This window comes from Archangium violaceum (assembly GCF_016887565.1).
GTDB lineage: Bacteria > Myxococcota > Myxococcia > Myxococcales > Myxococcaceae > Archangium > Archangium violaceum_B.
The window spans coordinates 7,951,819-7,974,850 of the sequence record NZ_CP069396.1 but is presented as its reverse complement, the minus strand read 5'-3'; the positions used below and the strand labels follow the sequence as shown (position 1 = coordinate 7,974,850).

Sequence of the window (23,032 nt, the reverse complement as noted above, 5' to 3'; positions counted from 1 at the left end):
TCAGGGCATCGCCAGGGAGAGCACCGACGGCACGCGCTCCGGGGCCGCCAGCCGCAGCAGGCCATAGCCGATGCCGGCCAGTCCCATCAGCAGCCCCGGGGTCTCCGTGCCCCGGGGCAGCCCGCAGAGCCAGCCGCGCTCGCGTCCGGTGTGGATGACGTGGGCCGCGCGCTCCAGGGCGGCGCGGATCCATCGCGGCTCGCCGAGCCGCTCGCCCGCCAGGTACAGCGGCTCCAGGTTGCCCATGTCTCCGTGACACAGGCAGTGGTTGCCGCCGAAGCCCTCGCGCAGGGTCGTGTCGAGCGCCGTGGCGAGCTCCGCGCGTGTCTGGACGTCATCCTGGTGCCGCAGCGAGCACAGCCTCCCGAGCGCGATGCCCGGGGCACCATGGCACCACGACACCATGAAGCCGGTGGCGATGCCCTCCGCGCCTTTCTCGGGCTCGCGCAGATCGCGCCAGTTGGCGCGCTCGGGGACGAAGAGGGCGCGCTCGTAGGCGAGCCCCTTCTGCGCGAGCTCGCGGTAGCGCGTGTCGCCGGTGGCGGCGGCCAGCTCCAGGAGCGCGTACGCGATGCCCGCCGCACCGTGGGAGAAGCCCGACAGGGGCCGCTCTCCCGCCGCGCCCTTCCAGCCCAGGCCTCCCTCCGGCATGGGCTGGGCCATGACGGCGAGCCGCTCCCCGCATCGCCTGGCGGCCTCCAGGAAGCGCGAGTCCCCGGTCCGGGCGTGCAGTCCGAGCAGGACGAGCGCGCACCCGGCGGAGCCGCTGAGCAGATCGATCCGCGTGTCGGTGTCGATGAGCGCCTCCAGCGCCGGGAGTCCCTCGCGCACCTCGTCCAGCAGTTCCGGCTGGTTCCAGAGGGCGGCCAGGTGTCCGAGCACGTACGCGGCGGAGGTCCGGCCGACGAAGGCGCCCACGCCCGCGTCGCTCGGGTCGGGGTTGCGCCAGGAGTCCCGTACGGGCTCCAGGGCCGCGTGGGCGAGCTGCTCGAAGTCCGCGCGTCCGGTCTCCCGGGCGAGGTACGCGAGGAACAGGGCGAGCCCGCCGACGCCCTCGTACACGTCCGTGCCGAGAGGCGCGAGGCTCCAACGCCACCGCCCCAGGTCCTCCAGGTTCATGCCAATCCAGGACACGTCCGTGCGTCCCCGGATGGCCTTGGCCGCGAGGTCCTCCGCGATGGAGATGGCGGCGGCGAGGCACTCCTCGCGCGAGGCGGGCGCGGGGGGAGGTCGCTGTCCGGTCCGGGTGATGACGGGCGCGGCACCCCGGCCCTTGTCGAGGGAGACCATCGACTTGCGGATGAGCGACACCTGCCAGGCACAATCCCTCTCATCCAACCGCGTGAGCCGCTCCCGCACCTCGCCCAGACTGTCATGCGCGAAGTAGTCGCGGATGCACTCGCCGGTGCTGCTCCACAGGTGGCGCTGGCCGGGCCGCGTGGTGAACATGGGGATGTCGCCCAGGCGCAGGTCCGCGTGCTCGTAGGGGACGAGCCGCCGCAGCGAGGGCCACAGGGTGGCCTCGGCCCAGAGGTTGTCCAGCACCTTGTCCCGCTCGAGGCCATCGCGCAGGAAGTCGGGGTGGACGCTCTCCTGCAGGAGGAGCGCGTAGCGCTGGGTGGCGCGCACGATGTGGCGGACCTCCACGTCGGCGAAGTCCTGGAGCCGGGGCCCGAGCTCCTCGCGGTGACGCATGAGGAGCCGGTACGTCTCCTCGAAGCCCTGGACGATGTCCTCGGTGTACTCGGCGGCGTCCGCCGGCTGGCCCTGGAGCTGGGGCCGGTTGCTCGAGCCGGACGTGCGGCCCTGGCGGCGGACCACGCGCATGGTGTCGTGGAGCGCGTCCTCCACCATGGGCACCGCCTGGGGTGACAGCTGGCCCGCCTCGCCCCCCAACCCGCTCATGTCGACGCCCGCGCGTCCCCCCCGGCCGAAGATGAGCATGGGCAGCATGCCGACGGAGATGATGGAACGGTCGAGCGCGGCCCAGGCACGTTGGTGGGCCGAGTCCCCTGTCTCCTGGGAGGACCGCTGGTGGAAGAGCGCCTCCAGGTCCACGAGCACGGGGTGCTCGCCAGCGGCGATGAGGTTCTCCAGGTGGAAGTCCACGGCGGCCAGCGTGTGGAGCAGGGCCAGCGAGCTGCCCTGCCGCCAGTAGAAGCGCTGGAGGGCCTCGCGCGAGTCACAGCTCGCGGTCTCCACGTACTCGACCCAGCCGTAGGAGCCACGGTCCAGCACGGTGAGCACCCGGTGCGCATGGCGCACGCCCTTCGCGTTCATCCACTGGAGGAGCTGCTGGAAGCGGATGTCCACCGCGAGCGACTTCGGCTTGTAGACGAGCTTCAGACCGGAGCTGAACTGGAGCAGGAGCACGCTCCGGCCCTCGCGGTGCAGGTCGGAGATGCCGGACTGGAGTCCGGTGGGCAGTCCGATGTCCTGGCCCCCCAGGAAGGTCTGGCCGAGCAACTCATGGTCCGCGACGAGGCGCTGGAGGAGCTCCAGGCTCACGTCGAGCCACCGCTCGGTGCTGGTGGCCAGGAGCCGGGCCAGGACCGGGTATTCCTCCAGCAGCGCCACCAGGACCCGCGGCTCCCCCAGGTGCCGCGTCGAGAAGTAATGGAAGCGCTCCTGGGGCGAGTCGCCGGGCAGTTGCTCGAGCATCCGGGCCACGTTGAGCTCGAGGATGAGGGTCCGGGTGGCCAGGAACTGGAGCCGCCGCGCGAGTCCCTCGAGCAGCGCGGCCTCGGCCTCGGGCGCCAGGATGGGGCGCTCCAGACCGTGGCGGGCCTGGAGCGCGGCCAGGCTCGTCCGCAGCCTCGCGGTGGCGATCCGCAGGAACGGGTGGAGCAGTCCCGAGAACGACAGCCCGGGCTGTCCCGGGCTGGAGGGCGCCTGGAGCGAGGTGGGCAGGGCCTCTCCGGCGTGCCGTTGCTCGATCACCTCCTGGATGAGGAAGACCCATGAGCCACTGTCCTCGGGCTCGTCGTCCTGGCCCCCCGAGTGGGCGAGGAGCTGGAGGAACGCCTGACGGTCGAGCCCCACGCTGCTGAGCCGCTCGTCGAGGGTCGCGTCGTCTCCCGACATGAGCTGGCGCCAGGCATCCGCGCGGCGCTCGGCCTCCTCGCGAGCCGAGTCGTTTCCCTCGGAGGGGGCACCTCCCTTCGCGGTGGCCCGCTCGTGAAGGAATGTCGCCTTCTTCCAGGGAAAGACAGGAGCAATGACTTGCATGGGTATCACCTGTGCCGATGTCCGGGGGCCGCGCGGTCAGCTGTCGAGGAGGGAGCAGTTGATGATTCCGCACGTCTGCCGCTCGGGACCGTCACACCCCGTGGCGGGCTGCATCTCCGCGGAACGTCCACCGATGATGGCGAGCAGCTCGCCCTCGTCGAGCTCGGTCATCGCCTTGCCGGAAGGGCTCTCGGGAAGGGTGGCGCGCTCCTCGGCGGAGAGGCTGGCTCGGAACGCCGGGTCCTTCCAGGCGCGGATGATCAATTCCTTCTTCATGTCTTGTGACTCCGGAGTTGGGGGGGAGCCGGTCTTCGAGCGCCGGCATCCGGGTGGAGCGTGTGGGGGAGGTCTGTGACAAGCGGAACGCGGCGCCCGGCTGGTGTGTATCGGGGCGCCGCGTTCCGGTGATGGCTCACCGCGCTCGGGCGCCTAGATGCAGGCGACGATTCCGCAGGAGTTGATGGTCTTGGGCGGGGGGCAGAAGAACGTGGGGGCGGGACAACGGAACGTGTCGACCGAGTACTTGGGACTCGGTCTTCCACCGCCGGAGATCCCATCCAGCTCGGACTCATCGAGCTCGGTCATCGACTTCCCGGAGGGACTCTCGGGAAGAGAAGCGCGCTCCTCGGCGGAGAGGCTCGCGCGGAACGCCGGGTCCTTCCATGCACGGATGATCAGTTCCTTCTTCATGACTTCTCCTGTGGGGATGCCCGCGCCGGGTTGTGTGGCGCGGGCAACCAGAAGGAGTCAGCTGTCATCCGATGTCACGCGGAGGACGTTTCATTCCACCCGGCCGCCGCTGCGCATCTGCGCGCGCACCAGCTCCGCGTAGATGCCGCCGCGCAGGAGCAGCTCCTGGTGCTTGCCGGCTTCCACCAGGTGGCCCTGGTCCATGACCAGGATGAGGTCCGCGTCCACCACGGTGCTCAGCCGGTGGGCGATGATGACGCGGGTGTACCGGAGCGAGGCGAGCGACTGCTGCACCCGGCTCTCGGTGATGGCGTCGAGGGAGCTGGTGGCCTCGTCCAGCAGCAGCACCGCCGGCTTCTGCATCAGCGCCCGGGCCAGTGCCAGCCGTTGCCGCTGGCCGCCCGAGAGCGACGCGCCCCGATCCACCAGCGGCGTGTCGTAACCCATGGGCATGGACATGACGTCGTCATGGAGCTGGGCCAGTCGGGACGCCTCGATGATGGGCTCCAGCGGGGCGGCCGGGTCGGAGATGGCGATGTTGGCGCGCAGCGTGGAGCTGAAGAAGGTCGGCTCCTGGGGCACCACGCCCATCTGACTGCGCACCGAGTGCAGGTCCAGCTCCGTGAGATCCTCCCCGTCGAAGAGGACGCGCCCCGAGGAGGGCAGGTACAAGCCGAGCAGCAGGTTGGCCAGCGTCGTCTTCCCGGCGCCCGAGCGGCCGACTATGGCCACGGACTGGCCGGGCTCGATGCGCACCGACACGTCCTGCACCACCAGCGGGGATGTGCCCGCGTAGCGGAAGGACACCCGGTCCAGCTCGATGCCGCCCTTCAGCTTCACCGCGCGGCCGGGCTTGGACGCGTCCCGCTCGGGTGGCGTGTCCAGCACGTCGTCGATGCGCTCGACGTAGCTGCGCAGCAGTTGCAGCTGCGAGCCCGTGGTGACCATGTTGCCCAGGGGCACCAGCAGCGCCCCGGCGAGCGCGTTGAGCCCCATCATGGTGCCCAGCGACATCTTCCCCGCCAGCACCAGCAGCGCTCCCGCGGTGAGCAGCACCAGCGGCGCCACCAGCCGCAGCGTGCCCGTGAGCGCGTCCACCCAGGCCATCAGCCGGCCCCGCTTCAGCGACACGTTGAGCACGTTGACGAAGTTCTCCGAGAAGCGCTGCACCGCCTGGTGCTCCACGCCGAATGCCTTCAGCGTCTGGATGCCGGTGAGCATCTCGATCTGGTAGCTCTGGTTCTTCGCCTCCACTTCCAGGTTCTCCGACATCAACGCGCGCTGGCGCCGCGTGGACAGCAGGAGGACGAGGATCTGCAGGGTGCCCAGCCCCAGCACGATGGCCGCCATGATCGGGCTCACCACGAGCAGCAGCGCGAGGTAGATGACCACCAGGGCGCCATCCAGCAGGGCGGAGAGCGTGCTGGAGGAGAGGATCTCCCGCACGGTGGCGTTGCTGTTGAGCCGCTGCATCAGATCGCCCGCCGCGCGCACCTGGAAGAAGGCGTAGGAGAGTCCCACCAGGTGCTCCAGGAAGCCCAGCGTCATGCTCGAGTCCATGCGCGTGCGCAGCTCGAGCAGCAGGTGGCTGCGGATGAGCGAGGTAAGGAGCTGGAAGCCCGCCAGCGACATGAAGCCCAGGCCCACCACCAGCAACAGGTGCTTGTCCCCCTTGGGCACCACGCGATCGATGATCAGCCCCGTCAGCGCCGGCACCGCCAGCGCGAAGAGCTGCAGGATGAGCGAGACGACGATGATGCGCTGCAGGACATGCGAGTGCTGGAGCACCTGCAGCGCGTACCTGGCGGCGGAGCGGGGACGGGGCTTCTTGCCCGTCTCGAAGTTCTCCCCCGGCTCGAGCAGCAGCGCCACGCCGGTGAAGGACTGGCGGAACCGTTCCAGGGACACCTTGCGCCGGCCGTGCCCCGGGTCGAGCAGGTGGACACCGTCCCGCCCCAGCTTCTCGAAGACGACGAAGTGCGAGAACTGCCAGTGCAGGATGGTGCCGGGTGGCAGGTACGTCAGCGCGTCCTCGTCCACGGAGACGCCCCGGCCTCGCAGCCCGAAGGCGCGGGCCGTGCGCAGGATTTCCAGCGCGGAGACTCCGTCGCGCGCCGCCCCCATCGCCTGACGGACCTCCTCCAGACGTACCGGCTTCCCGTGGTAGCCGAGCACCATGGCGAGACAGGCGGCGCCACACTCGATCTCCGAGAGCTGACGCACGAGCGGGATGCGGCGCTCGCGGCCCCTCACGTGGAGGTTGCGGAACGCGGGGAACCGCTCGGTGAGACCCGGATGCCGGGCGGGTTCAGTCCTCATGTCCCAATGCTCCCTTCAGACCCGGAATCAGCGTGACGAGGATGCGCTCGGTGCGCACTCGGGCGTCGGCCTGGGCCAGCATCCCGTCGAAGTAGTTGAACGTCTTTCCCTTGATGGTGAACGTGGTCGCGGGAACCTTCGCCTTCACCACCACCATGGGGCCCGACAGCTGGACGGCATCCCCACTGTCCGCCCCCAGGTAGCGGCGCACCTCGTTGGGCCCGACCACCTGATCTCCCACGGACTCGATGGTGAACGTCTGGTACTCGTGGCTGAAGCCGTTGAGCTCCACGCGCAGCGGCTTGCCCGGCTCGAGCCTCGGCCGGTAGCCGCCGGGCAGCAGCGCCACCAGCGTCACGTGCACCTCGTCACCCGTGACGGACACCACGCTCTCGCCCGGGTTGACGTACTGGCCCTTGCGCACCTTCAGCGTGCTCACGACCCCGGCCTGCGGGGCCCGCAGCGTGCGGGCCTGCTGCCGTGCCTGGGCCAGCTCCCTCTCGGCTCGCAGTGAGGTGAGCGCCTGGCGCGCCGACTCGTCCGCGGGGTTCTGAAGCACCCGGACGAGCTGCAGCTCGAACTCGCGCTCGATGCGCTCCAGCGTGGATGTCTCCTCCCGCGACAGGAAGCTCACCAGCGGCTGCCCCGCCTCCACCCGCTGCCCGGGCCGCACGTCCACCGAGGCGACGATTCCCGGTGCCTCGACCGTCAGCTCGCTCCGGCCCTCGACCTTCACCATGGCGGGGCCAGAGGCGTACTCGGGGATGGTGCCGAGCAGCGAATACAGGGCCGCGGCGACGATCAGGGCGATCAGCACCCAGTAGGTCCACTGGGTCCACTTCGGAGAGATTCGGAGGACGTCCCCCTCGTCCTGGGAGCCCTCGTGGTGACGCAGGGCTTCCTCGCGGAAGATGCGGGTGCGTTGGGTTGCTTCCATGGTCAATGCGTTGCTCCCGTTGGCGCCGAGCCGCCCGTGCCCCTCCCGCCCAGCCGCTGCGTGGGGCCCGAGCGGACGTGGACGACCTGGCCCGCGGAGACCTCGGGCGGCGGTGGCTGGGTGAAGGTGGCGGTGGCGAAGACCAGGCGGGCCGCGGCGTCCACCTCGGGCGCGATGCTCTCCACGGCTCCCATCAGCGTGAGGCCGCGCTGGAGCACCTTCAGCTCCACGGACGCGCCCGGCTGGAGCCCACGCGCCTCGTCCTCGGGGACGGCGAAGCGCACCTTCCACTCGCCGCTGCCCAGCAGCCGGAGCACGGGCTGTCCCGCCGCCAGTCGCGTGCCGGGACCGACGAGCCGGGCGGCCACCACGCCATCGAAGGGCGCCACGAGCGTGGCGTCGTCGAGGTTCTGCTTCAGCTCGGTCAGCTGGGCCTGGCGCTGGAGCGTCTGGGCCCGGGCGGCCTGCAAGCGGGCGTCGGCGGTGCTCTCCTCGTAGCGGACCTTGTCCAACTCTTCCTTCGAATAGACGCCCAGTTGCAGCGAGCGCGGGGTGAAATAGCGGCGCTTCCTGGCGCGGGCCTCGGACAGGGCGAGGGCGGCGGCGTGCTCCTCGGCGCGCGAGCCCTGGACGGTGGCCCGGGCCGCGGCCAGCTCCTGCTGGAGCGAGCGCGTGTCCAGCCGCGCGAGCACCTGCCCCTCGCGCACGGACTGGCCCACCTCGACCTCCACCTGCTCCAGCCGCGAGTCGAAGCGGGAGCTCACCTCCACGGTGTCATTGGGAATGACGACGCCCAGGAAGGGCTCCTCGTTATCCGAGCGGGAAGCGGCTCCGCCGTCCACCACCAGGGCGGGCGTCGGGCCGTTCCCACTCGAATCGGGGTTCGCGAGAGCAGGCGCCGTACCCCCCACGCTCCCCAGAAAAACCAGTCCCCACCCCACGGCCATCATCCGCACCCTGTGCTGCATCCATCTCTCCCGTGGCAGGTCCCATTCGGGGAGAGGGGGCGCGAGGGCGTTGTGACGGGAGGCGGCGCAACGACGGGGAGCCGGATTCTTGGCTCCGCTTACTCGGTGGCCCTCCTGGAAGGCTTCATCCGCGTGAGGGTCCTGGGTGGATTCTCATTTTTCGCGACAGTGCGAAATCCGACGCTTCTGTCGGGCGGAAGATCCCGTATCCGGCGGGAGCGAGGGGGAAGTGTAGCGGAACGCCACATGTGGCGGTTTTCCCTGACTCACCCACTGGTCAGACCCAGCGGGCATGCTTAGTCATTCCGCCGACAATCGTGGTATGGGCGCGGCGCCAGCGGGAATGGCACAAGTCCTGCTGAAAAGCGGCCAGTCGGGAAGGGACAGAGTGGCCGTCATGGGAGAGAATGCGGTGTACGCGCGGAGCAGGCGGTTTTCGCAGTCGATTCCGGTGGTCTCTTCGCCGGTGGCGTCTTGGAAGGAGTCCCGGAAGCGTCCGGTCATGTTCCAGGGTCAGGTACTGGTGATCGAGAACCTCAGGGAGCGTCGCCAGCTTCTGTGCGACATGCTCTCGCAGGAGCGCTTCGAAGTCGGGGCGGTCGAGGACGCGCGGGACGCCGTCCAGCTGCTCTCCCAGGGGCTCTTCTCCGGCAAGGGGAAGATGCCGGAGCTCATCATCTGCAACGTGCGGATGCTGGGTGACGCCGGTCTGGAGGCGCTCGCGTGGCTGAGCGCGCGTCATCCCGAGATTCCCGTCATCCTCCTGAGCGCCTTCACCACGCCGAAGATGCGCGAGCGCCTGGCGCGGATCGACGGGGCGTACGTGCTCGATCAGTTCTTCGATGTGGAGGACGTACGGTCCGCCGCCGTGTCGCTGGCCGCCTCGCGCCAGACGACCGTCTAGTCGCGCCGAGCCCCCTCACGGGTGCGGCACGAGCCGCACCGAGGGGGCCTTGAAGGTCGCGGTGACGGGCTTGCCCTCGGCGAGCCCCAGCTCCTCGCAGGAAAAGCGCGTCACCCGGGCCACGAGCGGGAAGCCCGCGTCGAGCGCCACGCGGACCAGGGCGCCCTCGAGAGAGAGCGACACCACGGTGCAGGGCAGCCGGTTGCGCGCGCTGGTGGGCGAGGACTCGGGCGGGCCCAGCGTGACGTCCTCGGCGCGGATGCAGACGAAGACCGTGTCTCCCCCGAGCGAGGGCTCCAGCGCGGTGAGGTGATGCGGGCCCACCGCCACCGTGGCCAGTCCCTCCTCGCGCCGCAGCACCTTGCCCGGCAGCACCGTCTCGATGCCCGTCATCCTCGCCACCGCGAGCTCCACCGGGTGGTTGAACACGTCGGCCACCGGCCCCACCTGGCACACCCGGCCCCCCTCCATGGCCACGAGATCGTCCCCCAGCGCCAGCGCCTCCAGTCTGTCGTGCGTCACCACCACGGTGGGCACACCCAGCTCCCGGAGCATCCGCCGCAGCTCGCCCCGGAGCTGCTCGCGCGACGGGGCATCCAGCGCGGACAGGGGCTCGTCCAGCAGCAGCAGCCGGGGACGGATGGCGAGCGCCCGCGCCAGCGCCACCCGCTGCTGCTGCCCACCGGAGAGCTCGCGCGGCCCGCGTCCCTCCAGCCCCTCCAGGCGCAGCAGCGAGAAGAGGGAGCGCGAGCGCTCGCGGCGCTCGGCCGCAGGCAGGTGGGCGAGCCCGTACTGGACGTTCTGCTCCGCGGTGAGGTGGGGGAAGAGGGCGTAGTCCTGGAAGAGGTAGCCCACGCGCCTCCGCTGGGGCGGCAGGTCCACGCGGGCCGCGGCGTCCCACCAGGGCTCGCCGTGGAAGAGGATGCGCCCGCGCTCGGCCCGCTCGAGCCCCGCCAGGCACCGCAACACCGTCGTCTTCCCCGCGCCCGAGGGCCCGAAGAGCACCGCGACCCGGCCCGGCGTGGCCCTCAGCTCCAGGGCCGCCCGGACGGTGGGGCCTCCGGGGAAGCGCTTCTCCAGGTCGACTACGAGCGTGTCGGCCATGGTGCCCAGACCCTGCGCTGGAGCCCGTAGGTGAGCGCCAGCACGACGAACGAGAAGACGAGCAGCAGCAGCGCCGTGTTGCCCGCGGACGTGTAGTCCAGCGCCTGCACCGCGTCGTAGATGGAGATGGAGGCCGTGCGTGTGCGGCCCTCCAGGTTGCCGCCCACCATCAGCACCACGCCGAACTCCCCCAGCGTGTGCGCGAACGTGAGGACCATGCCGGAGAGGATGCCCGTGGCGGACAGGGGCAGCACGACACGGACGAACGTCTGGAAGCGCGAGACGCCCAGGCACCAGGAGGCCTCGATGAGGCGGCGATCCACGCCGGCCAGGGCGGCGGTGAAGGGCTGCACCGCGAAGGGCAGGCTGTAGAGCACCGAGGCCAGCAGCAGGCCCTCGAAGCTGAAGGGGAGGGTGTGCCCGGTGAGCGACTCGAAGCCGCGTCCCAGGGGGCTGCGCGGGCCGAGCGCCAGCAGCAGGTAGAAGCCCAGCACCGTGGGAGGGAGCACGAGCGGCAGCGCCACCACGGCCTCCACCAGGAACTTCCAGCGCCAGCGCGAGCTGGCCAGCCACCAGGCGATGGGCAGACCCAGCACCAGGAGGATGCCCGTCGTCCATGCGGCCAGGCGCAGGCTCAACGCGATGGCGGCCCAGTCCACGTCTCACTCCTCCCGGAATTGCAGCGTCCGGGTGACCCGCGTCCCCTCGGCGAGCGCCTCTCCGTAGGACACCGGCGTGGTGCCGGCCGGGCGGGACTCGTCCAGGTTCTCCAGGTCGGGCAGGGAGAAGGTGTGATCGCTCACGCGCAGCCGGAGGGGCTGCCCGCTCTCCACCACGAGGGTGAGCATGAAGCCCTCGGGTGGGGCCGCCCAGTATTGGATCCTCGGGCCTCCCAGTGCCATCCGGGCCTCCTCGAGCTGCTCCGCGTTCAGCCCCGTGCCCGCGAGCCTCACGTCCCGGAGCTTCGTCTGGGGCTCGAGCCGCAGCTCCACCATCGGCGCGCCGCGGGGCGAGGCCACCCGGAGCGTGAGCTCGCGCACGCCGCCGTGCGTCTCGTCCTTCACCACTTCCACGGTGGGCGGGGGCAGGTCCAGGACCTGTGCCGCGGGCGCCGTCCAGACGTTCCGGCTCCAATTCGCGTAGGCCTCCAGGCGGCGGGCCTCGGGGTTCGCACCGAGGAAGCGGGCCAGCCAGTCATCCTGGAGTGCATCGCTCGACACCCACTGAGCGGAGTGGGTGTCCGCGTCGAGCAGGTAGATGGCGCTGTTCGGCCGGGGTTGCGTCGCGTCGAAGCGGGCTCCCAGCACCGCCCCGGTCCCCACCAGCAGCAGGCCGAGGGCGAACGAGGCCGCGGTGGTCAACGGTTGCATCCGTCCCAGCACCACCCGCAGCACGGGCGCCAGCGCGGCGAGCAGCAGGGCCGCGAGCACCATGGCCACGAAGGCCAGCGCCAGGGTGAGGGCGACCATGACCGAGAAGACGAAGGGGGCCACCAGCACGAGCCCCGGCGCGGCCGACAGGCCCAGTGCCAGCACCCCTCCCGGAGCGAGGCCCCCGTCCCTCGACGGGCCCGCGGCCACGGCCAGCGCGACCGTCAGCCCGAGCAGGGGCCAGAAGAACAGGTAGCTGGCCCCGGGCACCATCCACGTGGTGAGCACCGTGGGGATGAGCCACAGCAGAGTCCCGGCGGCGGCCAGCTCGGCGGGGGTCGTCTTGCGGCGCAGCAGGGCGAGCACGCCCGAGTGGCACCCCAGGGCGAGCAGGGCGAAGCCGAGCATGAAGGGGCCGTCGCGGTAGGTCTGCCCTTCCGGCAGGGCCCGCACGCCGGGCACCAGCCACTCCACGGCGCTCCACGCGAGCCACACCGTCACGCAGGAGAGCACCAGGGCCGAGAGCAGTCCCAACACGCTCCAGCCGAGCCCCCGGGCGCGGAGCTGGCCGCGGCGGATCGCCCACCCCCAGGCACCCGCCCCCAGCACGAGCGCCAGCACCAACAAGGGCATGGCCCACGTCACCGGGTAGTGCACCAGCACCGTTCCGAGGTTGAAGTAGATGGCGTCCCGCTCGCGCACGTGCGCGAGGTCGGCGTCCCCGAGCCGGCGCGCCATCGACAGCAGCAGCTCGCCCTGGTGCTGGAGGGTCGACATGTCGAGGTGCTCCAGGTCCTCGAGCCGCGTGTGGTAGTGCAGCCCGCCCTCGATGTTGGCGAAGTTGAGGCCCGGCAGCCCCGCGTCCATGAAGACGGTGAGGTCCGTGCTGTTGGGCATCTGCTTGTAGACCTCGGCCGAGAGCGAGTTGGCGACGGGGTGGGGCGCGGCCGCGAGCTGGCGGATCAGCCACCCGTTGTCGGCCCCGGTCTGGAACATCAGGACGGAGCCGCTGGTGCCGCGGGCGTCGAAGTTGAGGACCGCCGACACCTGGCGTGCCCGGGGGTGGAACCGTTGGAAGGCCGCGGCACCGTTCAGGCGGTGCTCCTCGCCATCCGAGAACAGGAAGAGGACGTCGTTCTCCAGTGGAGGGCCCTGGCGCAGGGCGCGCGCCGTCTCCAGCATGCTGGACACCGCCGCGCCGTTGTCGCTCGCCCCCGAGCCGGTGGGGACCGAGTCGTAGTGGCCCACCACCAGCACCGCGTGCGCGCCCGTGCGCCCGGGCAGCCGCGCCACGACGTTGTGCACCGTCGCCGCGCCGAAGGCGTGGCCGTACTCGGGGACGAACACCTGGGCGACCTGGACCTCCGTCTCCAGCCCCATGGCCCGCAGCTCGCTCACGAGGTACTCGCGCACCTCGGCATGGCGCGGACTGCCCATCGGGCGGGGGGCGGCGGCGATGACCTCCAACCGCTTCCGGGCGCGCCAGGCGGAGAACTCGGTGCCCGGTGCGTCCGCGGGCAGGGGCGAGGGGGGTTGGAAGGGAAGGAAGCCCAGCAGCAGGGCAGCCACCAGCAAGGCCAGCGCGCCCCACCGGGCCAGCGGGGAGGTACGGGGTGACTGCGCGGGGTCGTCGGGGGACACGGGGCGCGCACTATACGTGGCTTCGGCTCACGCGCGCTTCACTCATTGCCCAGGGAGGAAGAAGCCGTGGCGCTTCAGGAGCGCCTCGCCGTCCGGGCCGAGCAGGCCGTCGCGAAACCGCTTCGCGAGCTCCACGTCCCGGGCCCGCGCGAGGATGGCGCCGCCCTGCTCCATGCGCGGGTACGCGTCGAGCGGTACCTCCCAGGCGCGGCCCTGCTCCTTCATCGCCGGGGCCAGCGCGAGCGCCAGGGCGATGATGCCCGCGTCGGCGGAGCCGCTCTGCACGAACTGCGCGGTCTGCGCGATGTTCTCCCCGAGCACCAGCTTGTCCTTGACGGCGTCGTAGACTCCCTGGCTCTTCAGGGCGGCCTCGGCCGCGCGGCCATAAGGCGCGTGCTGGGGATTGGCAATGGCGATGCGCTTCGCGGCGGGCTCCAGCAGCGCCTTCATCCCGAGCTTCTCCACGGGCAGCGGCGAGTCCTTCGGCACCCACACCACGATCCGGCCCACGGCGTAGAGGAAGACGCCACTCTCGTGCACCAGTCCCCGTGCGGCCAGTGTGCGCGGATAGGACACGTCCGCGGAGAGGAAGAGATCGAAGGGCGCGCCATTGGCGATCTGCGCGGAGAAGTTGCCGGATGAGCCGTAGGTCACCCGCACCTCCGCGTCGGGGTTCTTCGCGCGGAACAGCGTCACCCACTCGTCCAGTGCGAACTTGAGATCCGACGCCGCGGCAATGGTCAGGACCCGCTTCTTCCCCGCCTCGGAGGAGGGCGTTGTCTCCGGTGCGGCGGAGCCTCCTCCACCGCGCAGACCGGCGGCGAGGCCCGCTCCCAGGATGAGCAGGACACCCACCACGAGTGAACCCTTCACGATCGTGTTCATCCGGTCCTTCTACAATCTCCCACCCGGTGGAAGCCTGGAGGTTTTTCCCGATCCTTCCTCGCGGGCGTGGAAGGAACTTCCGGGTGGACGCGAGCCTCCGGGGCCGGGCTCATTCCATGGGTCCTTTCCAACCTGCTGTTTTCTCGGAAGAAATGAAGAAACCGTTGCTTCGGAGCCTCCCGGATGAGGGCGGGTTCGGGCTCCGGCACGAATCTGGCTTTGCCCGGCCTCGAAGGCATTCCGGCCCGGGAGAGCCCCCCTCATCCCCGGGCGAGAGGAGAGACATGTCTCGGAGGTATGGGTCGGCCAGGTGGTCGTCTTTGTTGCTCACGTCGCTCCCGGTGTCGCTGGTGGGCGCGCATCTCTCGGCCGCGGTGCTTGGCCTGTATACGTCGGCGCCGGATGTCACCATCGTCCAGACGGCGCGGGCCGCGACGGGTGGTGAAGCGATGGTCATCGAGGTCCGGGCGGATGACGGACGCCTGGGCTCGGGGGTGCGCCAGGTGGAGTTCCAGGTCGGCTCCACTTCGGGGACATGGATGCCGCTGTCGTTGGACTCGAGCTCAATGACATACAAGGGCACCTGGAGGCCCGAGGCCGTGACGGAGGGCAACCATGAGCTCTATGTCCGCGCCACGGACAACACGGGCAACCCGCGCACCGTGCACGTCACGGTGAGTGTGTCCCCGGCCCCCTCGGGGGTCAGCGCCGGGTGAGATCCCACAGCGTCAACTGCCGGGTGCCCGGGTCGATCGAGTAGGAGCCCTCGTATCCGGCGAGCTGGAGCCGGATGGGGTGCTGCCCCTCGGCGTGGTCCACCCATTGCCGCAGCGAGGCCAGTCGTGCCGCGTCCTGGAGCTTGCGCTCGATGGCCGTACGGCTTCGCCGAGGGGCCTTGTCCAGGATGGCGCGGACATGGGGAGGAATCCGAACCTCGTAGGCTTCGGAGGGCGGGGAAGAGGCGATCTCACTCGGGGGCGTGATGAGGGGTTCTGAACGACGCATCAGGGCCGGGCAGTGACAGGTTGAGCCCATGACTTCCGGAGGAAATCCGTGCATGGGCGGAAGGAGACCCGCCGGTCACGGTCCTGGCCACTTCGCGCGGCATGCGGCTGGATGGTGCGCGCCGTGCTCGTCCCCCGAGACGATTGCGCCGGATGACTGCTCGCGGTGCCCGTCAGGGCATCCGGAGCTTCACGTTGAAGGTGTAGGGCACGCTGACGGGGTTGCCCTGGAAGAGCACCGGGCGGTAGCGGCGGCTCTCCAGGGCTTCGATGACAGCCTCGTCCATGTAGGGCAGTCCCTTGAGGATGCGGCAGTGCTCGACCGCGCCTTCGCGGGTGATGGTGCAGCGGGCGATGACCAGGCCGCTGACGCGGGCCACCAGGGCCTCGGGTGTGTAGCGAACCGCCGCACCGGAGAGCATCTCCGGCGGGGTCATGCTGGAGAAGTCACAGCGAGTCACCTCCTCACCATTCTCTCCGGTGATGCTGTTCCCCAGCACCCCGTCACCAGCGAAATCCGCATCGGGATCATCCACGAGGGGAGGACTCTCGACAGGGCGTTCAGGAGGGGAGGGGTGTTTGTCCGAGGAGGCCGGCACGCAGGCCAGCAAGAACGCGTGCAACATCGAGGACACCCAGGGGCCTGTGCGGTAGCGACTCACGTTCGACCTCCTGGGTGCCAGGGATGCCCGTCAGGGCATCCGGATCCTCACGTTGAAGATGTAGGACACGCTGACGTTCCTGCCCTGGAAGCTCACCGGGCGGTAGCGGCGGGTCGTCAGGGACGAGAGCACCTCGTCGTCCATGTAGGGCAGTCCCTTGATGACGCGGCAGTCCTCGATCTCTCCCTCGCGGGTGATGGTGCAGCGGGCGATGACCAGGCCGCTGACGCGGGCCTCGACGGCCTCTCGCGTGTACTCGATGGGCTTGCCAGCGGAGATGAGCTCCGGGGGGGTCATGCCGGCACCGAAGGGGATGACTTCCTCGCCGGTCCCGGCGGGGATGTTGGTCAGCATCATGTCGGCGATGGCCGCCGCGCCGGGGACTCCATCCTTGTCCACACCGTCGGGATGGCTGCCCGGGACGTAGGGGAGGTCATTGGCGGCGGTCTCCGGCTCATCCGGGGTGGGGGGCGGCTCGGCCACCGGCTGCGTCTCCGGAGGCGGAGGAGGAATCTTCTTGGGCTGCACCAGCTCGGTCTTGGGCTTCTTGGGCTTGGCGGCAACGGGCTGCTGCACGGCCTTGGGCGGGTTGGGGTTGCCCTTGGGCGGCCGGGGGACGTTGAAGGTGAGCACGGGCTCCTTCGGGATCTGCTCCACCGCCTTGCCCGACAGGCCCAGCACGCCGCCGAACACGCCCGCGTGGAGCATCAAGGACACCCACATGCCTGCCCCGAGACGACCTGCCCTCAACCCTGGCTGATTGATGACCGACTGGAACACTGGATTCCCTCCTGTTGACACCGTTCAAACTACGGAGTCCGGGAGGGCCGGTGGCCTTGGGCCGGCCATCTCTTCGTCATGGTTTCGTCATGGACTCGAGCTCCATGCGGTACCCCACCCCGCGAATGGTGTGGATGGTGAAGGAGGAGGCGCTCGTCCAGCCGAGCTTCTTCTTCAGGTTGGAGACGAAGTTGTCCACGGTGCGCGGGTCCACGATGACGTCCCGGCCCCAGACGGCGTCGAGGATCTCCCCCCGGGTGAGGGCCCGGTCCCGGTGCTTGAGCAGGAAGACGAGCAGGTCGAACTCGGTGCGGGTCAGGTCGATGACGCTCCCGTCGCCCCGGGACAGGGTGCGCCGGCCGAGGTCCAGGTTGAAACCGGAGAAGCTCATGACCTGGGGGGGAGCGCCGCCGGCCCGGCGCACCAGGGCCCCCACCCGGGCGAGCAGCTCGCGCAGCCGGTAGGGCTTGGTGAGGTAGTCCTGGGCCCCCGCCTCGAAGCCGCGGACGATGTCGTCCTCGAGCGAGCGCGCGGTGAGCATCAGCACCATGGTCTGCACGCCGCTGGAGCGCAGCCTGCGGCAGAAGGAATAGCCGTCCTCGCCCGGCAGCATGACGTCGAGGATGAGCAGGTCGAAGGCGCGCTGGGCCAGCAGGGGCTCTGCCTCGCGGGCGTGGGTGGCCACGGCCACCTCGTAGCCCTCGTCCTGCAGGTTGTCCCGCAGGCCGATCCGCAGGTTCGCGTCGTCCTCGACGACGAGGATGGAGGGGCGGTTGGGGGCGCTGCTCGGCGTGGTCATGATGGGCGGGGTTCGGGGAAGTAGAGGGAGAAGGTGGTGCCCAGGGGGCTGGAGCTCTCGATGGAGATGCTGCCCCCGTGGAGGGCCATGATCTTCCGGCACAGCGCGAGCCCGAGGCCACTGCCATGGACCTCGGGGCCCTGCGAGCTCAGCCGGTAGAAGTCGCGGAAGACGTTCTCCCACTCGCTCTCGGGGATGCCAATGCCGTTGTCACCGAAGAGCACCACGCAGCCATGGCCCTCGTGGGGGTAGGCGCGCAGGGAGAGCTCCACGGGATTGCGCCGGTTGTAGGCGCACGCGTTGCGGGCCAGGTTGGACAGCAGCAGGCGCAGCAGGGACGGGTCGACCTCGAGCTCCACGTCGCCCACGTCCGAGGTGAGCCGGACGGGGACGGCGGTGTTTCCCTCGAGGTCCGAGCGGAGCGTGCCGAGCAGCTCCTCCAGCCGCACGCGGGCGGGCCTTGGCTTCCAGCGGCCCTTGTCGATGCGGTTGAAGGACAGGATGTTCTCCACGAGGAAGTGCAGCCCGTCGGCGGCCTGGATGATGCGGGCGGGGTAGTCGCGCATCTCGGGCAGCTGGGAGAGCTTGCGCTCCATCGTCTCCGCCAGCAGCCGGATGGAGGCCAGCGGGGTGCGCAGCTCGTGGGAGACGGTGGCCACGAAGTCGCTCTTGAGCTCGACGTAGCGGTAGCGGCCGTGCTGGGCCACCACCGCCATCACCACGATGGCCAGCGCCAGCGCGCCGCAGGTGGCCACCAGCAGCGTCTTGAGCCCGTAGCGCTGCTCGATGGCCGTCTCGGCGGCGGTCCACTGGGGGACGACCACCTCCAGCCGGAGCGACTCGAGCGGTTGCACCGCGTCGGGGGCCTTCAGCCGCACGAAGCCATTCTTGTCGAAGCGGGTGCGCTCCTGCATGTCCCGGGTGAGGTCTCTCAGGAGCGCGTCGAGGTCCACGGCGATGCCGCGCACCAGCTCGCCCCTGGGCTCCACGTACCAGCGCTCGCCGATGAGCGTGGGGCCGGTGAGGCCCTCGGGCGGCATCACCAATATGCCGGCGCCGGCCTCCCGGGCGCGAGCCTGGAAGTCGTCGGAGGGCTCGCCGAGCGCGGCGCTGACCCGCACCACGTGGGCGAGCAGGAAGTCGAAGTCGGGCTGGGTGAAGCGCCAGCGTTCGCGCAGCAGGTCGCGCTGGAGCCCCGCGGAGCGCTCGATGCCGCCGAGATCCTCGGGGAGCCCCTCGCGCAGCAGCGCGCGGACCAGGGGCGGGGTGGCCTCGCCCCGCTGGAGCCGCTCCAGGAGGAGGAGGACGAAGGGCAGCTCCTGGTCTGGCGTGAGCGGGTTGGCCGCGTGGTAGCGCAGCAGCTCGTCCGCGAGCGCGTTGGCGCGTCTGGGGTTCCTCTTGTCGCCGAGCGCCTTCTCCACCGCGCGCAGCCGGCTCAGCCGCTCCTGCCAGGGGCCTCCCGGAGTGCCCTCCGCGAGCGCGCGGACGAGCTGCTGGTAGTTGCGCCGCAGGAGGGCGCGCGAGCCGGGGGCCGAGAGGGGGAGGCGGGGCAGGAACTGGGTGCCGCGGAACTGGAGGTAGAAGCCCTCGCTCGGCGCGAGCGGGTCTCCCATGGCGGCGTGGAGGGCGACGAGGTTGCCTTCCAGCTGCTGGGCGAGGGTGCGTTGGAGGGTCTGGGTGGCGTAGTCCTCGAACGTGGCGCGGCTGGAGCGGAGCTGCTCGTGGGCGTCCTCGCGCTCCTGGGTGAAGATGCGCTGGAGGCTCACCAGCCCCCAGGTGAGGGCGAGGAGTCCGCATCCGAGTGCGAGGAGGGTGGGAAGGAGCCTGCGAAGCATGGGGGCCGGTGGGCCGCGCGCATTATACGTGCGCATGCGCGGCGGGTCAGTCCTCGCGCGGAGCCCCGGGCGCCCGCTGGCCCGGCCGCCGCGCCGGAAGGGGGCGATGCGAAGGATGTGAGGTGACTTCCGAGGTCATTCCATCCCATGCCATCTCTCCCGTTGTTTCCCGACGTCTCGTCCGAGCTGAACGCCAAGGCCCTCCGGGTGCACGAGCGCCTGTGCGCCGTGTACGGCTGTCCCATTCCCTTCTTCCGCGGGCAGGATCCGCTCAGCGAGCTGGTGTCGGCGTTGCTGAGCCACCGCACGCGCAATGCCTCCAGCGGCGCGGCCTTCCGCCAGCTCCGCGCTCGCCTTCCCACCTGGGAGGCGGTGCGTGATGCCCCGTGCGTGGAGGTCCAGGAGGCCATCTCCGCGGTCACCTGGCCGGAGCAGAAGGCCCCCCGCATCCAGCAGGTGCTCCGGCGCATCTCCGAGCTGCGAAGCGGAGACCTGTCACTGGACTTCCTCGGGGCGCTGCCGGTGCGCCAGGCGCGCGACTGGCTCGAGCACCTGCCCGGGGTGGGGCCGAAGACGAGCGCCGCGACGCTGCTGTTCAGCCAGCTGAGGATGCCGGCGCTGCCGGTGGACAGCCACCACCACCGGGTGGCGGTGCGGCTGGGGCTCGTCCCCGAGAGCCTTCCCGTGGGGCCAGCCCACCAGGTGCTGGAGGCCCAGCTTCCGCCGGACTGGGACGCGCAGCGCGTCTACGACAACCACGAGGCGTTGATGCTGCACGGCCAGCGGTGCTGCTTCTTCCGGGAGCCCGCGTGCGAGCGGTGCGCCGTGCTCGACCTGTGCCCGACGGGACGGCTCCGCCTCTCCCGCGTACGGGACTCCCAGCCTATGCGTTGAGTCCTTGAATTCCACCTCTAGGGACTTGCCCGCCTGGGTTCTTTCGCCACATGATTGGGGAATCAAGGGCCGTTCGCCTGGTCGCCCCCTCTCGGGACCAGGGTATTGCCGCAGCGCGTCAGGGGGTGTTGACGTGGTTGACGCGATGCGTTATCTCTTCGTACATCGCTTTTTGGGGAGGAAGAGCACATGGCGAAGCACAAGACCGCGAAGACCGAGGTAGCCACCAAGGACACGGAGGCCCAGACGGCCGAGCCCGTGAAGACCGAGGTGGTGGAAGTGAAGGCCGAGACGGTGGTGGCCGAGGCCGTGAAGGCCGAGACCGTGACGGGTGAGGCGGTGGTGGCCGAGGCGGTGAAGGCGGAGACGGCGAAGGCCGAGACGCCGGTGGTGGAGAAGGTGGCGGAGGCCGTGAAGGCGGAGGCGGCGAGGGCCGAGACGGTGGTGACGGAGACGGCGGGCCAAGTGGCGTCCTTCGTGAAGGAGCGGCTGGAGCTGGCGCAGAAGCAGATTGGTCAGCTCGAGGCGGAGGCGCAGAAGGCGCTGCAGACGCTGGTGGCCAAGGGCCGCGAGTCCGGCCGCGAGGTGCTGCAGAAGCTGAACGAGGGCGAGCAGCGCCTGCGGGAGAACCCGAAGGTGCAGGAGCTCGAGAAGAAGGCGACCTGGGTGGGCGGCGAGGTCCGTCAGCGCCTGGGTGGGCTGCAGAGCCGGATGGTGCAGGTGGTGGGCAACGTGGCCAGCCAGTCGCAGGTGCAGGCCATCAACCGCGAGCTGGACCGGCTGACGCGCAAGCTGGACTCGCTGGTCTCTCCGAAGAAGGCCGAGCAGCAGCCGCAGCAGGAGTCGCCGAAGGCGTAGTCGCGGGGACGCTGCTGCTGGAGTGAAGACGCCCGGGGCCTCGTGGCACCCGGGCGTTCCTGTTTCGGGGCGGGGCTAGTAGGTGCCCTTCATCGTCACGGCGGTGTACGTGCTGTAGCCGTACGAGCACGCGTACCAGGTCCCCGCCGCCGGGTTGCTGATCGTACACGTCTCGGTGCTGCCGGACTGGTACGGACGACAGGTGTAGTTGCTGGTGTTGGGAGCGGCGGCGAACTTCACGTACAGGTCCGCGTCGCCCGTGGTGCCCGTCTTGCCCGTCTGGTTGAAGACCAGCGAGGTCTTCCCGCTCGGCACGTTCAGCGTGAAGCACCTCATCGCGCCCGAGGAGCCCGAATAGGGGGCCGACTCGACACCGTTGGTCAACATGCTGCCGGCGCTGGTGGCGAACTTGCCCACGAGCTGCACGCCCGAGAAGGTCGAGAAGGCGGTGAGCATCACGTAATAGGTGCCGACACCCGGGCTGGCGAAGGTGCAGCGCTCCGCGTTGCCACTCTGGAACGGACGGCAGTCGTAGCTGCTGGCGCTGGGGGCGGAGCTGAACTTCACGTACAGGTCCGCGTCACCCGTGCCGCCGCTCACGTCGAACTCGAGGTCGGTGGCGCCCAGGGTTACTTCCAGCGAGTAGCACACCTGGCCGCCGGTGCTGGCGGAGATGTTCGTCACCGCCACGCCATTGGAGAGGGCGATGGGCGTGCAGTCCGCCAGGGCCGGAGGGGCCGGAGGGGCGCGGCCCAGGGCCGACGCGGAGAGCACCAGTCCCGCGAGGAGCAGGATGCGAGGGAACTGACGAGCCAACTTGCTACCTCCTGTGAGGCACGAAGGGGAGATCGAATTCATCGTCTCACAAGGTCTCATGTCTGGAATTGAATGGCGGGAAGAAGTCGAAATCTGTCACGGGTTCGGGCGAGACTCGTCCCTTCCTGTGAGGAGAGGGCGTACATGATTCCACGCGGCGAATACCTGGAGCGGATGGAGCGCTTGCGCCAGAAGGTGGCCGAGGCCGGGCTCGATGCGTTCCTCGTCACCAGCGAGGACAGCATCTATTACCTGACCGGCGTCTCCTACCGGCCCCTGGAGCGCCCATTCTTCATCCTCGTACGACCCGGGGGTCCGCCCGTGCTGCTGGTGCCCGCGCTCGAGCGGCAGCACCTGCGCGCCGCGCCCAACGTGGAGGAGGTGCTGCACTACTGGGACTATCCCGCGCCCGCCGGGCAGGGCTGGGCGGACCGGTTGCTGGAACTGCTCGCGGGCCACACCCGGGTGGGCCTCGAGCCGTCCCTGTCACAGGAGATCGCCGGCCGGCTCGCGCACCTCTCGCCGCGGGTGCTGCCCCTCATCGAGGAGCTTCGCGTGGTGAAGTCCGCCGCCGAGGTGCGGATGCTCCGTGATGCGGCGCGTTACTCGGACGCGGCGGTGGGCAGGCTCCTGGCGGCCTCGTACCACGGCGTGTCCGTGCTGGAGCTCTTCTCGCAGGGGCGCTCGGTGCAGCTGCACATCATGCGGGAGTCCGGCTACGACGTGTTGACCAGCAGCGTGCTGGTGGGGAGCTGGCCGGCGCCCCTGAGCGCTCAGCCCCACGGGGTGCCGTCCATCGCGGACCGGCTGGAGGATGGCCCGCACATCGCCCTGGCCTTCCTGCGCGTCAATGGCTACGCCGCCGAGTGCGAGCGCACCTACTTCCTCTCACCCCCCCGGCAGGAGGAGCGGGCGGCGTTCGCGGCCATGATGGAGGCGCGGCGGCGGGCCTTCGCCCTGGTGCGGCCCGGCGTGGCTTGCGCGGAGCTCGACGCCACGGCGAGGGACTTCCTCCACCAGGAGGGCTACGGCGACCGGCTGCTGCACCGCACGGGTCATGGCTTCGGACTGGGCAACCACGAAGCCCCCTGGGTGGCCGACGGCAGCACGGACGTCCTGCGGGAGAACATGCTCATCAGCATCGAGCCCGGTATCTACCTGCCCGGCGTGGGAGGCATCCGCCACTCGGACACCGTGCTGGTGACGCGGGACGGGTACGAGTCGCTCACCCGGTATCCCACGGACCTGGCCTCGATGACCGTGACGGCGAGCAAGCGGCTGAACCGCCTCAAGGGGGTGCTGCTCCGCCGCGCGGCGGGCGTGAAGTGAGGTAAAAGC

The 23,032-nt window shown here is 70.2% G+C and carries 21 protein-coding genes; 5 read left to right on the top strand and 16 right to left on the bottom strand.

Annotated features, from left to right (window positions below):
• The 6 genes from JRI60_RS31720 to JRI60_RS31695 all read right to left on the bottom strand — a co-directional run bounded on the left by JRI60_RS31720 (window position 1) and on the right by JRI60_RS31695 (window position 8,142).
• A complete protein-coding gene (locus tag JRI60_RS31720; protein WP_204219681.1) occupies window positions 1-3,228 on the bottom strand; it encodes a type 2 lanthipeptide synthetase LanM family protein in 3,228 nt (1,075 codons plus the stop codon).
• A gap of 36 nt (window positions 3,229-3,264) precedes the next feature.
• Window positions 3,265-3,504, bottom strand: a complete 240-nt coding sequence (locus tag JRI60_RS31715) for a mersacidin/lichenicidin family type 2 lantibiotic (protein ID WP_204219680.1) — start codon at window positions 3,502-3,504, stop codon at window positions 3,265-3,267.
• Between the two features lie 153 nt (window positions 3,505-3,657).
• On the bottom strand, window positions 3,658-3,918 hold the full coding sequence (locus tag JRI60_RS31710) for a mersacidin/lichenicidin family type 2 lantibiotic (RefSeq protein WP_204219679.1): 261 nt from the start codon (window positions 3,916-3,918) through the stop codon (window positions 3,658-3,660).
• Between the two features lie 90 nt (window positions 3,919-4,008).
• Window positions 4,009-6,237: a peptidase domain-containing ABC transporter gene (locus tag JRI60_RS31705; RefSeq protein ID WP_204219678.1), complete on the bottom strand. Its 2,229-nt coding sequence runs from the start codon at window positions 6,235-6,237 to the stop codon at window positions 4,009-4,011.
• On the bottom strand, window positions 6,227-7,174 hold the full coding sequence (locus tag JRI60_RS31700) for an efflux RND transporter periplasmic adaptor subunit (RefSeq protein ID WP_204219677.1): 948 nt from the start codon (window positions 7,172-7,174) through the stop codon (window positions 6,227-6,229). Before JRI60_RS31700 ends, JRI60_RS31705 begins: the two co-directional genes overlap by 11 nt.
• Before the next feature lie 2 nt (window positions 7,175-7,176).
• Window positions 7,177-8,142 carry an efflux RND transporter periplasmic adaptor subunit gene (locus tag JRI60_RS31695; protein ID WP_204219676.1) on the bottom strand — a complete coding sequence of 322 codons (966 nt, stop codon included), beginning with the start codon at window positions 8,140-8,142 and terminating at the stop codon, window positions 7,177-7,179.
• 502 nt (window positions 8,143-8,644) lie between these two features.
• On the opposite strand from JRI60_RS31695, the gene JRI60_RS31690 reads away from it, so the two are divergent.
• Entirely contained in the window at window positions 8,645-9,046 is a 402-nt protein-coding gene (locus JRI60_RS31690; RefSeq protein ID WP_204219675.1) for a response regulator, read from the top strand.
• Between the two features lie 15 nt (window positions 9,047-9,061).
• Here JRI60_RS31690 and JRI60_RS54670 read toward each other — a convergent pair whose 3' ends face one another.
• The 4 genes from JRI60_RS54670 to modA are packed head-to-tail and all read right to left on the bottom strand — an operon-like array spanning window position 9,062 to window position 14,046.
• Window positions 9,062-10,150, bottom strand: a complete 1,089-nt coding sequence (locus JRI60_RS54670) for an ABC transporter ATP-binding protein (protein ID WP_204219674.1) — start codon at window positions 10,148-10,150, stop codon at window positions 9,062-9,064.
• Window positions 10,132-10,809 (bottom strand): molybdate ABC transporter permease subunit, encoded by a 678-nt coding sequence (modB, locus tag JRI60_RS31680; RefSeq protein WP_204219673.1) that lies wholly within the window; start codon window positions 10,807-10,809, stop codon window positions 10,132-10,134. The genes JRI60_RS54670 and modB overlap by 19 nt, the downstream gene beginning before the upstream one ends.
• 3 nt (window positions 10,810-10,812) lie before the next feature.
• Complete coding sequence (locus JRI60_RS31675) at window positions 10,813-13,161, bottom strand: M28 family peptidase (protein WP_204219672.1); 2,349 nt, start codon at window positions 13,159-13,161, stop codon at window positions 10,813-10,815.
• A gap of 42 nt (window positions 13,162-13,203) precedes the next feature.
• The gene (gene modA, locus JRI60_RS31670; protein WP_204219671.1) at window positions 13,204-14,046 is read right to left on the bottom strand and encodes a molybdate ABC transporter substrate-binding protein; all 843 of its coding nucleotides are present in this window, start codon (window positions 14,044-14,046) and stop codon (window positions 13,204-13,206) included.
• A 323-nt stretch (window positions 14,047-14,369) separates the two neighbouring features.
• Between modA and JRI60_RS31665 the strand changes: the two genes are divergently transcribed.
• Complete coding sequence (locus JRI60_RS31665; RefSeq protein ID WP_204219670.1) at window positions 14,370-14,762, top strand: Ig-like domain-containing protein; 393 nt, start codon at window positions 14,370-14,372, stop codon at window positions 14,760-14,762.
• Here the strand turns inward: JRI60_RS31665 and JRI60_RS31660 are convergent.
• The 5 genes from JRI60_RS31660 to JRI60_RS31640 all read right to left on the bottom strand — a co-directional run bounded on the left by JRI60_RS31660 (window position 14,749) and on the right by JRI60_RS31640 (window position 19,126).
• The gene (locus JRI60_RS31660) at window positions 14,749-15,051 is read right to left on the bottom strand and encodes a hypothetical protein (RefSeq protein ID WP_204219669.1); all 303 of its coding nucleotides are present in this window, start codon (window positions 15,049-15,051) and stop codon (window positions 14,749-14,751) included. The genes JRI60_RS31665 and JRI60_RS31660 overlap by 14 nt on opposite strands.
• 172 nt (window positions 15,052-15,223) lie before the next feature.
• Window positions 15,224-15,586 (bottom strand): energy transducer TonB, encoded by a 363-nt coding sequence (locus JRI60_RS31655; RefSeq protein WP_239469822.1) that lies wholly within the window; start codon window positions 15,584-15,586, stop codon window positions 15,224-15,226.
• A gap of 156 nt (window positions 15,587-15,742) precedes the next feature.
• Window positions 15,743-16,435 carry an energy transducer TonB gene (locus JRI60_RS31650; protein ID WP_239469821.1) on the bottom strand — a complete coding sequence of 231 codons (693 nt, stop codon included), beginning with the start codon at window positions 16,433-16,435 and terminating at the stop codon, window positions 15,743-15,745.
• 133 nt (window positions 16,436-16,568) lie between these two features.
• A complete protein-coding gene (locus tag JRI60_RS31645) occupies window positions 16,569-17,291 on the bottom strand; it encodes a response regulator transcription factor (RefSeq protein WP_204219667.1) in 723 nt (240 codons plus the stop codon).
• Window positions 17,288-19,126 carry a sensor histidine kinase gene (locus JRI60_RS31640; RefSeq protein ID WP_204219666.1) on the bottom strand — a complete coding sequence of 613 codons (1,839 nt, stop codon included), beginning with the start codon at window positions 19,124-19,126 and terminating at the stop codon, window positions 17,288-17,290. The genes JRI60_RS31645 and JRI60_RS31640 overlap by 4 nt, the downstream gene beginning before the upstream one ends.
• Before the next feature lie 147 nt (window positions 19,127-19,273).
• Here JRI60_RS31640 and JRI60_RS31635 point away from each other — a divergent pair, with 147 nt between their 5' ends.
• On the top strand, window positions 19,274-20,020 hold the full coding sequence (locus JRI60_RS31635) for an endonuclease III domain-containing protein (protein ID WP_204219665.1): 747 nt from the start codon (window positions 19,274-19,276) through the stop codon (window positions 20,018-20,020).
• A 189-nt stretch (window positions 20,021-20,209) separates the two neighbouring features.
• The gene (locus JRI60_RS53630; RefSeq protein ID WP_239469820.1) at window positions 20,210-20,878 is read left to right on the top strand and encodes a hypothetical protein; all 669 of its coding nucleotides are present in this window, start codon (window positions 20,210-20,212) and stop codon (window positions 20,876-20,878) included.
• Between the two features lie 75 nt (window positions 20,879-20,953).
• Here JRI60_RS53630 and JRI60_RS31625 read toward each other — a convergent pair whose 3' ends face one another.
• Window positions 20,954-21,694, bottom strand: a complete 741-nt coding sequence (locus tag JRI60_RS31625) for a PPC domain-containing protein (protein ID WP_275439033.1) — start codon at window positions 21,692-21,694, stop codon at window positions 20,954-20,956.
• 144 nt (window positions 21,695-21,838) lie between these two features.
• On the opposite strand from JRI60_RS31625, the gene JRI60_RS31620 reads away from it, so the two are divergent.
• Complete coding sequence (locus tag JRI60_RS31620) at window positions 21,839-23,023, top strand: M24 family metallopeptidase (RefSeq protein ID WP_204219663.1); 1,185 nt, start codon at window positions 21,839-21,841, stop codon at window positions 23,021-23,023.
• Window positions 23,024-23,032: the final 9 nt, after the last annotated feature.

Excerpts from the sequence above, each read along its gene's own strand:
- JRI60_RS31620 (WP_204219663.1), top strand. The coding sequence starts at position 21,839 with ATGATTCCACGCGGCGAATACCTGGAGCGGATGGAGCGCTTGCGCCAG.
- JRI60_RS31720 (WP_204219681.1), bottom strand. The coding sequence starts at position 3,228 with ATGCAAGTCATTGCTCCTGTCTTTCCCTGGAAGAAGGCGACATTCCTT.
- modA (WP_204219671.1), bottom strand. The coding sequence starts at position 14,046 with ATGAACACGATCGTGAAGGGTTCACTCGTGGTGGGTGTCCTGCTCATC.
- JRI60_RS31700 (WP_204219677.1), bottom strand. The coding sequence starts at position 7,174 with ATGGAAGCAACCCAACGCACCCGCATCTTCCGCGAGGAAGCCCTGCGT.
- JRI60_RS31645 (WP_204219667.1), bottom strand. The coding sequence starts at position 17,291 with ATGACCACGCCGAGCAGCGCCCCCAACCGCCCCTCCATCCTCGTCGTC.
- JRI60_RS31650 (WP_239469821.1), bottom strand. The coding sequence starts at position 16,435 with ATGTGGGTGTCCTTGATGCTCCACGCGGGCGTGTTCGGCGGCGTGCTG.
- JRI60_RS54670 (WP_204219674.1), bottom strand. The coding sequence starts at position 10,150 with ATGGCCGACACGCTCGTAGTCGACCTGGAGAAGCGCTTCCCCGGAGGC.
- JRI60_RS31715 (WP_204219680.1), bottom strand. The coding sequence starts at position 3,504 with ATGAAGAAGGAATTGATCATCCGCGCCTGGAAGGACCCGGCGTTCCGA.
- JRI60_RS31690 (WP_204219675.1), top strand. The coding sequence starts at position 8,645 with ATGTTCCAGGGTCAGGTACTGGTGATCGAGAACCTCAGGGAGCGTCGC.
- JRI60_RS31640 (WP_204219666.1), bottom strand. The coding sequence starts at position 19,126 with ATGCTTCGCAGGCTCCTTCCCACCCTCCTCGCACTCGGATGCGGACTC.
- JRI60_RS31660 (WP_204219669.1), bottom strand. The coding sequence starts at position 15,051 with ATGCGTCGTTCAGAACCCCTCATCACGCCCCCGAGTGAGATCGCCTCT.
- JRI60_RS31705 (WP_204219678.1), bottom strand. The coding sequence starts at position 6,237 with ATGAGGACTGAACCCGCCCGGCATCCGGGTCTCACCGAGCGGTTCCCC.
- JRI60_RS31710 (WP_204219679.1), bottom strand. The coding sequence starts at position 3,918 with ATGAAGAAGGAACTGATCATCCGTGCATGGAAGGACCCGGCGTTCCGC.
- JRI60_RS53630 (WP_239469820.1), top strand. The coding sequence starts at position 20,210 with ATGGCGAAGCACAAGACCGCGAAGACCGAGGTAGCCACCAAGGACACG.
- JRI60_RS31695 (WP_204219676.1), bottom strand. The coding sequence starts at position 8,142 with ATGCAGCACAGGGTGCGGATGATGGCCGTGGGGTGGGGACTGGTTTTT.
- JRI60_RS31635 (WP_204219665.1), top strand. The coding sequence starts at position 19,274 with ATGCCATCTCTCCCGTTGTTTCCCGACGTCTCGTCCGAGCTGAACGCC.